Here is a 12,896-nt window from a genome sequence, read left to right as displayed (position 1 = left end):
ATATCATTGGTGAGAGTAGATTCTTTTTTTACAGAGAATAATATTAATTTAGTTAAAAAAAATCCTTTGCATTTTGATGTGAATCTTTTTAATTCAAAAATCAGCGCCAAAAACAATGATGTTGAAACATTTAAGGATGTTTTAATAAATGCGATTGCTGATGTCAATAAAAGCCAATTAAATGTTTCTAAGGTTATGGAGCAAGCTATTCTTAAGCCCGGTAGTATTGATGTTCACGATTTTGTAATAGCTATGTCTAAGGCTAATATGAATTTAAGCATTTTAAAGGCTGTTGTTGAGAGGGGTATGAAGGCTTATCAAGATATAATCAATATTCGTTAAGGAGCCATAAGATTTTGAGCAATTTTTTTACTAATTTTTTTGTTTCAGCAAAAGGGATCTTCAAAAAAGCTAGTACGGTTCAGAAAATAGCCTTAGGATTGATTATTTTTTTTGTGATTCTTGCGTTTGTTTTTTTGATAGGGCTTTCTACTAAAAGTCAGAGTATTGCTCTTTTTGGAATTGAGATTAAAGATCAATATCTCTTAGATAGAATATCGCAAAGACTTGATAGAGAAAATGTCAAGTATTTTTTGAGTCCCGATGGAAGAATTTATTTGGATGATGAAAAGCTTGCAAAAAAAATGAGAGCAATTCTTGTAAGAGAAGAGCTTGTACCTGTTCATATGGATCCATGGGCTTTGTTTGATATTGATAGATGGACTATTACTGATTTTGAAAGAAGCATTAATCTTAGAAGATCTATTACAAGAGCGGTTGAGCAACATATTGTAGCTTTAGATGATGTTGATGCTGTTAGCGTGAATCTTGTTATGCCTGAAAAAGCTCTTTTTAAAGAGTCACAAGAGCCTGTCAAGGCATCTGTTAGAATTACTCCAAGACCCGGTTCTGATATTATTACCAATAGAAAAAAAGTTGAAGGACTTGTTAAGCTTATTCAGTATGCTATTGAAGGTCTTGAATCCGATAATATTGCTATTGTTGATAATAGTGGAACTATTTTAAACGATTTTTCTAATTTAGATGGAATAGATAGAATAGACTTAGCAGAAAAAGAGCGTAAATTAAAACTTAAGTATGAAGCTATGCTTAGGGGAGAAATCGACTCTGCATTAAGTAAGGTTTTATCTGTTGATAGATTTATGATAGCAAGAGTGAATGTAAAACTTGACACCTCAAAAGAAACCACAGAGTCCAAAGAATATGCTCCTATTGAGCTTCAATCCCAAGATCCAAAAGTTTCTTATAACACTAGAAAAGTAAGCGATTCAACTATTATATCTTCTCAGACTCAAAAAAAAGAATATCAAGGACAAGGATATAGTCCATGGGGTCCTCCTGGACAAGAAGGCAATACTCCCCCTGAATATCAGGATTTAAGCGATATTACTGGTAAATACAATGAGTCTCAAGAGATTAAAAATGTTGCTTTAAATGAAAAAAAATCTACAAGCGAAAAAGAGCCTGCTAGGATTGTAGGAGTTTCCCTTGGTATTTTCGTAGATGGTATCTGGAGTTTTGTGTATGATGAGAAGGGAGATTTCGTAATAGAAAATGGAATGAGAAAAAGAGAATATAAGCCTATGGCATTAGAAGAAATAAAAAATATTGAAGATGTTTTGCAAAGCTCTTTTGAATATAAGCCAGAAAGAGGTGATTCAATAACGGTTAGAAATATATCTTTTGATCGTATGAATGAATTTAGAGAAATAGATGAAAATTATTTTGCAAGCGAAAGGTTTAAATATTTTTTATTTATTGCAAGCATAATATTCTCGTTGTTAATTTTAGTATTTACGATATTTTTTGCTATTTCTAGAGAACTTGAAAGACGAAGACGTCTTAGAGAGGAAGAATTGGCAAAGCAAGCACATTTAAGGCGTCAACAAGCCTTAATGGATGGTGGCGACGATATTGGTGTTGATGATGTTGTTGGTGGGATTAGAGAAGGTGACGAGCTTCAAAACAATGCTGAGCTTTTAGCCAGGGAAAAGCCAGAAGATGTTGCTAAGCTTATAAGAACATGGCTTTTGAAAAATGCATAAAAGGTAGTAATTGATATGGAAGAAAAAAAAGAAAAGGAGATTCTTGATGTTTCTGCTTTAACTGGTAAGCAAAAGGCCGCTATTTTATTGGTTTCAATAGGTTCTGAAATCTCTTCTAAAGTGTTTAAGTATCTTTCTCAAGAGGAGATAGAGTCTTTAACATTTGAGATAGCAAAGCTTGAGACAATTACTTCTGAGCTTAAAGATAATGTTCTTTTAGAGTTTAAAGAATTAATGATGGCTCAAGAATTTATTCAAAAGGGCGGAATTGATTATGCAAGAGAACTTCTTGAAAAATCTCTTGGAACTCAAAAGGCAGTTGACATTATTAATAATTTGGGTTCTGCTTTACAATCTAGGCCTTTTGAATTTGTCAGAAGAGCAGATCCTGCAAATATTTTAAACTTTATTCAACAAGAACATCCCCAAACAATTGCTTTAATACTTTCATATCTTGATCCTCAAAAGGCTTCTTTTATTCTGTCTAGTTTGCCTACAGAGGTGCAAACTAATGTTGCAAGGAGAATTGCATTAATGGATAGAACTTCTCCTGAGGTTGTAAGAGAGGTTGAAAGAGTTCTTGAAAAAAAGCTAGCTTCTCTTTCTTCAGAAGATTACACGTCAGCAGGAGGAGTTGACAATGTTGTCGAGATAATTAATATGGCTGATAGAAAGACGGAGAAGTTTATTATTGAATCTCTTGAAGAAGAAGACCCAGAGCTTGCAGAAGAGATAAAAAAGAAAATGTTTGTATTTGAGGATATAGTTTTGCTTGATGACAGATCTATACAAAGGGTTTTAAGAGAAATAGATGGTCAAGAGTTAGCAAAAGCTTTAAAATCTGTAGATATTCCTGTCCAAGAAAAAATTTTCAAAAACATGTCAAAAAGAGCAGCTTCAATGCTTAAAGAGGATATGGAATTTTTGGGCCCTACTAGGCGAAAAGATGTTGAAGAATCCCAGCAAAAAATTGTTTCTCTTATTAGGAAATTAGAAGAACAGGGAGAAATAGTTATTTCAAGAGGTGGCGAGGAAGATGTACTTGTCTGATAAAGGAGTTTTGTTTGCCTAAGGTTTTATATAAATCATCAGAAGTTGATAATTCAGTAAAGTTTGAATTTGTTGAGATAGCAAAGCCTGTTTTTGAATCCTTGGAAATTAAGGAGAAAGAAAGCAAGGTTTACGACATAGAAAGTCAAATTACTAATCTTAAAGAAGAGTTGCAAATTTTAAGAGATGAAAAATTACGACTTGAAGAGGAACTTATTAAAAGGCAAGAACTTGCCAAAGAAGAAGTTAAAATTGAATCTAATAGGCTTATTGAAGAGGCTAAGGTAAAAGCCAATGAAGTATTAGAGACAGCCAGGCAAGAAGCAGATCTTTTACAAAGGGAAGCTATTTATAAGAAGGAATCCATTGAGGCTGAATCTAATGCCGAGATTGAAAGATTGGCAAGAGAGTATGGTGAAAAATTAAAAACAGATCTTGAGATAGCAACAGCTAAAGGTAGAGAAGAAGGTTATAACAAAGGTTATGAAAGTGGTTTTGAAGATTTTGATAAAGTTATGAGAAAGTTGCATAGCATAATAGCATCTTTGATCGCCGAAAGGAAAGGTATTCTTGAGTCTTCTGGTGCTCAAATAGTAAGTCTTGTTATGCAAATTGCAATTAAGGTTATTAAGAGGATTACGGATTCTCAAAAAGATATTATTTTAGAAAATGTTAATGAGGCGTTGAAAAGAGTAAAAGATAAAACACAAATTACCATTCGTGTAAATCTTGATGATTTAGATATCCTTAGGCATAAAAAGAGTGATTTTATTTCTAAATTTGATGTTATAGAAAATTTAGAAATAATAGAGGATCCCAACATAGGCAAAGGTGGTTGTATAATTGAAACTAATTTTGGGGAGATTGATGCACGTATTTCTTCTCAACTTGATAAAATAGAGGAAAAGTTTAAAAATTTTTCTTTATTAAGTTGATTATATAAAGGAATTTTAGTGAGCAATTTTTTTGAAAATTATTTAAGACAAGTAGATGATATTGAAACCGTCTCTTTTGTTGGCAGGGTGCAAAAAATAAAAGGTCTTTTAGTCGAAAGCTTAGGTCCCCAGTGTGCCATTGGAGATTTGTGTTTAATTGATCAAAGAAATAATAAAAAGGTATGTGCTGAGGTTTTAGGATTTAATGGTCCTTACGTTAGTCTTATGTCTTATGAAGGATTTAGTGGAATTGAAGTTGGAAATAAAGTCTATTCTTTGAATAAAGGGCTAGAAATAAATCTTAGCGATGAGCTTTTAGGAAGAGTTATTGATTCTCTTGGCAGACCTATTGATAATAAAGGACCATTTTTGAACAATAGGTATAAAGAGTTAATTTTTAAAAAAATTAATCCAACCAGTAGAAGTATTTTTGAAAAGCAAATATTAACAGGGGTTAAAGTTCTTGACGGGTTTTTGCCAATTGCAAAAGGGCAAAGAGTTGGTATTTTTTCTGGTGCGGGTGTTGGTAAATCTACTTTGCTTGGCATGATTGCAAAAAATTCAAATGCAGATGTAAACGTTATCGCTTTTATTGGGGAAAGAGGCCGAGAGCTTAATGAGTTTATTGAATATGAACTTGGTAAGGAGCGTTTAAAAAAAAGTGTTTTAGTTGTTTCAACCTCAGATGAATCGCCCATATCAAGGTATAAAGGAGCTTATGTTGCCACCATGATAGCAGAATACTTTAGGGAGAAAGGCAAAGATGTGGTTTTGCTTTTTGATTCTATTACTAGATTTGCAAATGCCAAAAGGGAGATGTCTCTTTCTTTAGGAGAGCCTCCGGTAGCTAAAGGCTATCCGCCTTCTGTTTTTGTTGAAATTCCAATTCTACTTGAGAGATCGGGTTTTAATGGTAATGGAGGAAGTGTTACTGGGTTTTATACGGTTCTTGTTGAAGGGGATGATTTTACAGAACCTATAGCCGATAATGTTAAGGCTGTTTTGGATGGTCATATTATTTTAGACAGAGATTTGTTTGATAGAGGAATCTATCCTTCAATAAATGTTCTTAGTTCAACTTCAAGATCTATTCATAGAATAATGAGTTTAGAAAAGCAAAAATTAATAATAAAAGCTAGAAATTTGTTGTCTGTTTATAAAGATTATGAAGATCTTATTAGAACGGGGATTTATCTTCAAGGTTCCAATAAGGATGTTGATTTTGCAATTTCTAAGTATCCTAAGATTATTGATTTTATTTCTCAAGAAATAAATGAAACATTTGATTTTCAAAATTTAGAAGATGAAATAAGGGAAATACTGTCTTGAATGATTTAAACTTTAAAAAACAAAAGCTTAATAGAATATTAATCATTAGAACTTATCATCGAAAGTTAAGTGAGAGAGATCTAATGAATATAAATGAGAAAATTTTAAAAATAAATCAGTTTTCAGATGGAATTTCTAATCTTTTAAAAAACTTGAATAGTTTTGATGATCTTTCCGTAAGAGGTTATATAGACTGTTTGAATTATAAAAAAAAACAAAATTATAAAATTCTTAAGGGACTTAGAAAGTATTATGATGAGTGTTATGACATTTATGTGGACAAATATAGGGAAGAAAAAAAGATCAATATATTAATAAAAACTTTAAATAATTCTATAATTAAAAATAGAGAAAAGAAGGAAAGCTTATTGCTAGATGAGTATGTAAATTATAAAGTTTGTCAAAATCTGAGGATTAAAAGTGAATAATTTTTTATCGTTCTTTTTTAGGGCATTTTTTTTATTATTTTTAATAGTTATTTTATTTTTCTTTGTATTGTTCTCTATTGATTTTCTTGGAATGTATAATACTAAGAGATATTTTCCTGAGTTTGTAAGAACTAAGTTTTTAGGAGAAAATTCTCTAGTCTTTGATCATAATTCCAATATAATTCTTGATGAAGCTAGACTTGTTAAGGAAAGGGAAGCTATTGATATTAAGAATCAGCAAATTGAAAAGCTTAAAGAAGATCTAAAGTTGAGAGAAGACAGCTTAAATAAGCTTGAATTTGAGCTTAAGCAAAAGCAGAAAGATTTAGATTTAAAACAAAAGGTAATAGATGACATTATAAATAAATATAATGACGAGGAAGCGAATATTTTACAAACAGCTGTATATTTAATGAATATGCCTCCAGAAGATGCTGTTAAGCGGCTTGAAGACTTAAATCCTGAGCTTGCAATATCTTATATGCGAAAAATTGAAGAGCTTTCTAGAAGAGAAGGCCGTCTATCAATTGTTCCTTATTGGTTGTCTCTTATGGATTCTAAAAAAGCTGCTGTATTAATTAGAAAAATGTCTGTTAGTCCATTGGAGTAGTGCTTATATGGGTGATTTATTAAATTTGAGTAAAGCTTATGACAACAAATTTAATCTTTTAAATACAATTAAAGGAGTAAATTCAAATGTTTCTAAAATGGAATCTAGAAAGAATGCAAGTTCTTTTTTAAATATTATGTTTTCCGAATCTAAAAAATTGGCTAAAACAAAATTTATGATATTTGATTTTTTAAATTTTTTAAAAAATAATGGACTTATTTCTAAAAATTTAAAAAAATCATCTTTAAATAAGTCCTTTTTTTTAAAAAAACTTGAGAATGAGTCTTTTGCTTCTGATTTGAAGTTCTTGTTTGCTAGAATGAATGGTTTTTTAGAATTTGAAGGTTTAAATAGTATTAAAGAAAATTTATCATTTAATTTTGATAATTTTGATTTTCTAGGTAAAGAAAAATTTTTTGAAAAAATTGAAAGACTTTTTTTGACTTTTAATAATTTAAGTTCTTTTTTGGGTTTTGATTTTTTAACCGCCTTGATTGATGATTATTATGATCAGGTAAGCTTGAATGATAAAAAGGAAGAAAAAAATGTTATTAATATTGATGTGAAAAATTTTAAGAAGAATAATGCTGATCACAATGATTTTGTTTTTTCAAAGGTTAGCTTAAATGCAATTAATGGTCAAAATTTTGCTGGTAGGTATAAAGTTAAAGAAATATCAGATAGCCCTTTAAAAGGTTTTGTTGAAGAGTTTGCTGATTATAACATAAAAAGCTTCAAAGAGGTTGATAGTTTTGATTTTGTCAGCAGTTTAAAGCCAGAGTGGAATCTTAAAATTAATAAAAATATTGTGGATAAAGCTAAAGTTGTGTTAAAATCGAATAATACAGGAGAGATTAAGTTGGTTTTAAAGCCCAAAGAGCTTGGTAGCATACGAATTAATTTGAACCTTGATTCTAATAATAATTTATTGGGAAAGATCGTAGTGGACAATCAAAATGTTAAAATGCTTTTTGATCAAAATATGCATTCATTAAATAAAATGCTTGGTGAGAGTGGTTTTAATGCCAGCTTAAATCTTTTTCTTGCAGGTGAGAATTTAAATTCTTTTTCTAAAAATTTTAAGGATGACTCAAAGGATCAAAATTTTCATTTTGGTTATAATAAGTTTTTTAAAATTGAAGAAGAAGTTGAATTTTCTTACGATGTAGACAAGAATATTAATTTAATTGTTTAGATGGCGGAGTTAAATGAGTGAGATAAATGGTATTGAAAATGTTTCTGATTTGACTATTAGTAACAAAATTAAAAAAGAATCAGGTTTTAAGGTTGATAATGTGTCTAATAAGGTAAATCTTGGCAGAGATGATTTTTTAAAGTTGCTTATTACTCAGCTTAGATATCAAGACCCTACAAGTCCAATGAAGGATAAAGAATTTATTGCCCAAATGGCACAATTTTCAGCTCTTGAGCAAATGACCAATATGAGTAAGTCATTTGAAAAACTTTCATCTTCTTTAGAAATAAGAAAAGATTTGGATTTATTAGGCAAAGTAATTAAATTCCAACATAGTGATGGGGAAATTGTTGAAGGCCGTGTTACAAATATTAAGACAGGCGCAATACCTCAAGTTATGGTTAATGGTAATTATTATGTATATAAAAATATATTGTCGGTAGGTTTGGAGGAATAATTATATGATGAGGTCTTTATATTCTGGTGTTTCTGGGCTTCAGAATCACCAGACAAGAATGGATGTTGTTGGTAACAACATTGCTAATGTAAATACAATTGGTTTTAAGAAGGGAAGGGTAAATTTCCAAGATATGATATCACAGTCTATTTCTGGAGCTTCTCGTCCTACTGATGCTCGTGGTGGGACTAATCCTAAGCAAGTTGGATTAGGTATGAATGTTGCTGCAATTGACACTATTCACACTCAAGGGGCTTTTCAAAGTACTCAAAAAGCGTCTGATCTTGGAGTTAGTGGAAATGGATTTTTTATTTTAAAAGAAGGTAATAATTTGTTTTATACGAGAGCTGGTGCTTTTGATGTGGACTCTGATCGACATCTTGTAAATCCTGCAAATGGAATGCGAATTCAAGGTTGGATGGCAAGAGATTTAGAAGGTGAGAAGTTTATCAATACATCTTCTGATGTTGAGGATCTAATTATCCCAATTGGAGATAAAGAGGGAGCAAGATCTACCAAAAACGTTACTTTTGCTTGTAATCTTGATAAGAGATTGCCCATAATTCAAGAAGGTGCAAGTTCGTCAGATATTGCTCGTGGAACTTGGGTTGTCAATAAGTCATTGTATGATAGTTTTGGAAATGTTAGTGTTCTTGAGCTTAGGGTTGTAAAAGATCCAAATATTCCTAATTTATGGAATGCAACAGTGCTTGTAAATGGTGAGCAAAATTCAAATTTTACGCTTGGGTTTGACAATGAAGGGGCGTTGGCGTCTTTAAATGGGCAACCAAGCCAAAAAGGAGATATCCTTCAAATTCCTATAACATTTAATGTTTTGGGCGCAAATGTAGGTGAAATTGGTGAGCAGCAAACCGTAAATTTGAAATTGGGAACAGTTGGGAGTTATACTGATTCAATAACTCAGTTTGCTGATTCTAGTAGCACAAAGGCTATTGTTCAAGATGGATATGGCATGGGATATATGGAAAATTATGAAATTGATCAAAATGGTGTTATAGTTGGTATTTATTCAAATGGCATAAGGCGAGATCTTGGCAAGATTGCCCTAGCTTCTTTTATGAATCCCGGAGGACTTGCAAAATCAGGTGATACTAATTTTGTAGAAACAAGCAATTCAGGTCAAGTTAGAATAGGCGAAACTGGGCTTGCTGGACTTGGTGATATTAGATCTGGTGTTTTAGAAATGGCTAATGTTGATCTTGCAGAGCAGTTTACAGATATGATAGTGACTCAAAGAGGATTTCAGGCAAATGCTAAAACTATTACTACTTCTGATCAATTATTGCAAGAACTTGTAAGATTGAAAAATTAAGCTGAGATTGTTTTTTTAACATATGATTTTTGTAACTAAGCTTAATGGTTATGGATATTATTTAAATCCTTATCACATTGAAAGTATTGAATCTAATCCTGATACTACAATTCTTCTTATGAATGGTAAGAAGTTAATTGTAAAAGAAAAAGTTGAAGAGGTGGTCAAAAGGATTAAGTTGTATAGAAAGGAAGTTGCTTCTTTTGAAAAAATTGTAGGAGAAGTAAATGGAGACGTTGAATTATGAATTTGGCTAGTATAATTGGGTGGGGAGTTGGATTTGGAGCTATTTTAATTTCCATGGCATTTACTCCCACAGGACTTGGTGTTTTTTGGGATTTAAGTTCTGTTTTTATTACTGTTGTTGGATCTTTTTCTGCGCTTATGGCTTCTTCAGAAGTTATTGCTGTAAAAAAAATTCCTACTTATTTGGGATTTTTCTTTAAAAGAAATTCTTATGCCAAGATTTCTATTATAAAAGTGTTAGTAGAGCTTTCAGAAAAGGCTAGAAAAGAAGGTCTTTTGTCTCTTGACGATGAGCTTGAACAAATTAATGATCCATTTTTTAAGTCAGGAATGAGACTTGTTGTTGATGGTGCAGATCCCGAGGTAATTAGAACTATGCTTTATTTAGAGCTTGATCAAATGCAAGAAAGGCATAAAGTTGGCTCAGATCTTTTTAAGACTTGGGCAAAACTTGCTCCGGCTTTTGGTATGACGGGCACTCTAATAGGACTTGTAGCTCTTCTAGGTAATCTAGAGGACAAGTCTGCGCTTGGTTCTTCTATGGCTGTTGCTCTTATTACAACTCTTTATGGGACCATAATGGCAAATTTAATGTTTACTCCTGTCCAACTTAAGTTGGAGAAAATTGATTCTGAGGAGGCTGCAGTAAAGACAATGATAATTGAAGGTGTTTTATCAATTCAGTCCGGAGATAATCCTAGAATTTTAGAGCAAAAACTGATGACGTTTTTGACCCCCAAAGATCGAAGCCAGCTTAGTAGCAGTATTGGAGGTGAGTAATGGCCTTGAGAGCTAAAAAGCCTTTAAAATGTGATGAGGGATCTCCAGATTATATGTTGACTTATGGAGATATGGTTACCTTGCTGCTTGTATTTTTTGTTACAATGTTTTCATTAAATGATATTATTTTTCAAGAAAATGTAATAAGGATAATGTCTGCTTCTTTTACCGGTGCAGGATTTTTTAAAGGCGGTAAGACTTTAGATTTTAATAAATTATCTTATTTGAGCAATAGTTTTATGTCTTTACCTTCTACTGTTCGCAATAAACAAGCATCTCAAACTGCTAAAAATAAATCTATGATTGAATTTATTGAGAAAATTCAATCCAAAAATATTATGGTTAGGCAGGAAGAGAGAGGTATTGTGATATCTCTTGCAGCAGATGCATTTTTTGATTCTGCTAGTGCAGATGTTAAGCTTGAAGACAATAGAGATTCTATTCAAAAAATAGCATCTTTTATTGGGGTTTTAAGTTCTAGAGGCTATAATTTTAAAATAGAAGGGCATACGGATAATATTGATACTGATGTAAATGGGCCTTGGAAAAGCAATTGGGAGCTTTCGGTTGCAAGATCTGTTAATATGCTGGAACATATTTTGAACTATCTAGATCAATCTAATGTTAAGAGCATTGAAAATAGGTTTGAAGTATCTGGTTTTGGCGGAAGCAGGCCTATTGTAACAGATGATACTCCTGAGGGCAGAGCTTATAATAGAAGAATTGATATATTAATTACTACGGATGCATCTTTAAGTTTTCCTAGGGAAATTACACAGTAATAATTCTTTTTAATTGTAAAGAAGAAATTAATAGGAGGAATTTTATTATGCCGAATAAGGATGATGAAAATTTAGATGTAGGAGATTCTAATATTAGCAGAAAAGGTGGTTTATTGCCTGATATTATAATAAAAATTTTGCAGATACTAGCAATAGGAATATTTACTGTTGCGATAATGATAATTGTTTCTTATTTTGTATCTAAAATGGTAGTAAGCCAAAGTGGGGCTCCTAGTGATTTTCCAGTTTTTTCTAATGAATACCTAGGAAAGCCGCCTATGCTTATATGGTATGAAAGCATAGATGAGATTAGAGGCAATACTTTAGATATTCCTCCAAAAACTTTTGTTGTAAAGCTTGCTTTAGGGTATGCAGAGAATAATGTTAATATTCTCAATGAGCTTGGAAGACAAAAAGTTCGCTTAAAAGACATTATTAGAGAATATTTTAGTCAAAGAACTGGTCAAGAAATAAAAAATGAAAGTCAAATAAAAGCAGAGATTAAAGCAAGAATTAATAGTATTCTTAGAAATGGAGAAATAAAAGAAATAGCATTAACTCAAATTGATATTTTTGATATGTAATAAAAATTTAAAGGAATTTTAAATGGCAAACAATCCAGGAGCTTTGTCTCAAGACGATATAGATAGTCTTTTAGAGTCTATCAACTCATCTGAAAGTTTATCGTTAGATGAGCCCCTTTCTAATGTTATATCTAGTCCTACAGGCAAAAAGCAAAAAGTTAAGTTGTATGATTTTAAAAGGCCAGATAAATTTTCAAAAGAGCAAGTCAGAACAGTTTCAAGTTTTCATGAGGCATTTGCTAGGTATACTACAACCTCACTTTCTGCTCTTTTAAGAAAAATGGTTCATGTTCATGTGGCTTCAGTTGATCAGTTAACTTATGAAGAGTTTATTAGGTCGATACCCAACCCCACAACTTTAGCAATAATAAACATGGATCCTCTTAAAGGGTCTGCTATTTTTGAAGTTGATCCAACCATAGCATTTGCCATAGTAGATAGGCTTTTTGGTGGAGATGGAGATACGATTAAAGATAAAAGTAGAGATTTAACAGAAATTGAACAATCTGTCATGGAAAGTGTTATTATTCGTATACTTGCTAATATGAGAGAAGCTTGGTCTCAAGTAGTTGATCTAAGACCAAGATTTGGGCATATTGAGGTTAATCCACAGTTTGCTCAAATAGTTCCCCCTACAGAAATGATTATTTTAGTAACTCTTGAGGTTAAAATAGGAAAAGTGGAAGGGCTTATGAATTTTTGTTTGCCTTATATTACCATAGAGCCTATTGTTTCAAAATTATCAACAAGATATTGGCATTCTTTGATTGGAGTTGGAACCACTAGCGAGAATCTTGATGCTTTGCGTGAAAAGTTGGAAAATACAGCAATGCCTTTAGTAGCAGAAATAGGAGAAGTTAAGCTTAAGGTAAGAGAAATTTTATCGCTTGACAAAGGTGATGTTTTAAATCTTGAATCTTCTCTAATAAATAAAGATTTAACTTTAAAAGTTGGTACTAAAGAAAAGTTTAAATGTAGAATGGGTTTAATGGGAAATAAAGTTTCAGTACAAATTACGGAAAAAATTGGAGATATAAAGGGTTTTGATTTGTTAAAAGAGCTTACAGAAGAGGTTGAGTGATAGTTGTTTATTTATTATAA

Annotated in this window: 15 protein-coding genes; all 15 read left to right on the top strand. The window is 31.7% G+C overall.

What is annotated here, in order from left to right; all coding sequences use genetic code 11:
* The first annotated feature begins 6 nt into the window (after positions 1–6).
* From fliE to fliM, 15 genes are read left to right on the top strand one after another with little or no spacing between them, the layout of a single operon-like run.
* A complete protein-coding gene (gene fliE / locus QIA21_RS02060) occupies positions 7–342 on the top strand; it encodes a flagellar hook-basal body complex protein FliE (protein WP_301392952.1) in 336 nt (111 codons plus the stop codon).
* A 14-nt stretch (positions 343–356) separates the two neighbouring features.
* On the top strand, positions 357–2,066 hold the full coding sequence (gene fliF / locus QIA21_RS02055) for a flagellar basal-body MS-ring/collar protein FliF (RefSeq protein ID WP_301392951.1): 1,710 nt from the start codon (positions 357–359) through the stop codon (positions 2,064–2,066).
* A 15-nt stretch (positions 2,067–2,081) separates the two neighbouring features.
* Positions 2,082–3,116 carry a flagellar motor switch protein FliG gene (fliG, locus tag QIA21_RS02050; protein ID WP_002556889.1) on the top strand — a complete coding sequence of 345 codons (1,035 nt, stop codon included), beginning with the start codon at positions 2,082–2,084 and terminating at the stop codon, positions 3,114–3,116.
* Positions 3,117–3,130: 14 nt separating this feature from the next.
* Positions 3,131–4,051: a flagellar assembly protein FliH gene (fliH, locus tag QIA21_RS02045; protein WP_301392950.1), complete on the top strand. Its 921-nt coding sequence runs from the start codon at positions 3,131–3,133 to the stop codon at positions 4,049–4,051.
* A gap of 18 nt (positions 4,052–4,069) precedes the next feature.
* On the top strand, positions 4,070–5,380 hold the full coding sequence (locus QIA21_RS02040) for a FliI/YscN family ATPase (protein WP_301392949.1): 1,311 nt from the start codon (positions 4,070–4,072) through the stop codon (positions 5,378–5,380).
* The gene (locus QIA21_RS02035) at positions 5,377–5,808 is read left to right on the top strand and encodes a flagellar protein FlbA (protein ID WP_301392948.1); all 432 of its coding nucleotides are present in this window, start codon (positions 5,377–5,379) and stop codon (positions 5,806–5,808) included. The genes QIA21_RS02040 and QIA21_RS02035 overlap by 4 nt, the downstream gene beginning before the upstream one ends.
* Entirely contained in the window at positions 5,801–6,418 is a 618-nt protein-coding gene (locus tag QIA21_RS02030) for a periplasmic-type flagellar collar protein FlbB (protein WP_091972608.1), read from the top strand. The genes QIA21_RS02035 and QIA21_RS02030 overlap by 8 nt, the downstream gene beginning before the upstream one ends.
* 7 nt (positions 6,419–6,425) lie before the next feature.
* Complete coding sequence (locus QIA21_RS02025) at positions 6,426–7,613, top strand: flagellar hook-length control protein FliK (RefSeq protein WP_301392947.1); 1,188 nt, start codon at positions 6,426–6,428, stop codon at positions 7,611–7,613.
* Between the two features lie 13 nt (positions 7,614–7,626).
* Positions 7,627–8,070: a flagellar hook assembly protein FlgD gene (gene flgD / locus QIA21_RS02020; protein ID WP_091972614.1), complete on the top strand. Its 444-nt coding sequence runs from the start codon at positions 7,627–7,629 to the stop codon at positions 8,068–8,070.
* 4 nt (positions 8,071–8,074) lie between these two features.
* A complete protein-coding gene (gene flgE / locus QIA21_RS02015; RefSeq protein WP_301392946.1) occupies positions 8,075–9,403 on the top strand; it encodes a flagellar hook protein FlgE in 1,329 nt (442 codons plus the stop codon).
* Positions 9,404–9,425: 22 nt separating this feature from the next.
* Entirely contained in the window at positions 9,426–9,650 is a 225-nt protein-coding gene (locus tag QIA21_RS02010; protein ID WP_301392945.1) for a flagellar FlbD family protein, read from the top strand.
* Positions 9,647–10,429, top strand: coding sequence for a motility protein A (locus tag QIA21_RS02005; RefSeq protein WP_301392944.1), 783 nt, complete (start codon positions 9,647–9,649; stop codon positions 10,427–10,429). Before QIA21_RS02010 ends, QIA21_RS02005 begins: the two co-directional genes overlap by 4 nt.
* On the top strand, positions 10,429–11,211 hold the full coding sequence (gene motB / locus QIA21_RS02000; RefSeq protein WP_091972627.1) for a flagellar motor protein MotB: 783 nt from the start codon (positions 10,429–10,431) through the stop codon (positions 11,209–11,211). The genes QIA21_RS02005 and motB overlap by 1 nt, the downstream gene beginning before the upstream one ends.
* Positions 11,212–11,258: 47 nt before the next feature.
* Positions 11,259–11,795 carry a flagellar basal body-associated protein FliL gene (gene fliL / locus QIA21_RS01995; protein ID WP_091972628.1) on the top strand — a complete coding sequence of 179 codons (537 nt, stop codon included), beginning with the start codon at positions 11,259–11,261 and terminating at the stop codon, positions 11,793–11,795.
* A gap of 22 nt (positions 11,796–11,817) precedes the next feature.
* Positions 11,818–12,876, top strand: coding sequence for a flagellar motor switch protein FliM (gene fliM, locus QIA21_RS01990; protein WP_091972629.1), 1,059 nt, complete (start codon positions 11,818–11,820; stop codon positions 12,874–12,876).
* The last annotated feature ends 20 nt before the right edge of the window (positions 12,877–12,896 follow it).

It is taken from the genome of Borreliella japonica, from assembly GCF_030438115.2.
Classification (GTDB): Bacteria; Spirochaetota; Spirochaetia; order Borreliales; family Borreliaceae; genus Borreliella; species Borreliella japonica.
Note: the sequence above shows the minus strand (reverse complement) of the source record. Positions and strands in the feature narration are given on the sequence as shown.

Bases quoted from the DNA above. Each gene is read 5' to 3' on its own strand.
- fliG (WP_002556889.1), top strand. From the start codon at position 2,082: ATGGAAGAAAAAAAAGAAAAGGAGATTCTTGATGTTTCTGCTTTAACT.
- QIA21_RS02025 (WP_301392947.1), top strand. From the start codon at position 6,426: ATGGGTGATTTATTAAATTTGAGTAAAGCTTATGACAACAAATTTAAT.
- flgD (WP_091972614.1), top strand. From the start codon at position 7,627: ATGAGTGAGATAAATGGTATTGAAAATGTTTCTGATTTGACTATTAGT.
- flgE (WP_301392946.1), top strand. From the start codon at position 8,075: ATGATGAGGTCTTTATATTCTGGTGTTTCTGGGCTTCAGAATCACCAG.
- QIA21_RS02010 (WP_301392945.1), top strand. From the start codon at position 9,426: ATGATTTTTGTAACTAAGCTTAATGGTTATGGATATTATTTAAATCCT.
- QIA21_RS02005 (WP_301392944.1), top strand. From the start codon at position 9,647: ATGAATTTGGCTAGTATAATTGGGTGGGGAGTTGGATTTGGAGCTATT.
- motB (WP_091972627.1), top strand. From the start codon at position 10,429: ATGGCCTTGAGAGCTAAAAAGCCTTTAAAATGTGATGAGGGATCTCCA.
- fliL (WP_091972628.1), top strand. From the start codon at position 11,259: ATGCCGAATAAGGATGATGAAAATTTAGATGTAGGAGATTCTAATATT.
- fliM (WP_091972629.1), top strand. From the start codon at position 11,818: ATGGCAAACAATCCAGGAGCTTTGTCTCAAGACGATATAGATAGTCTT.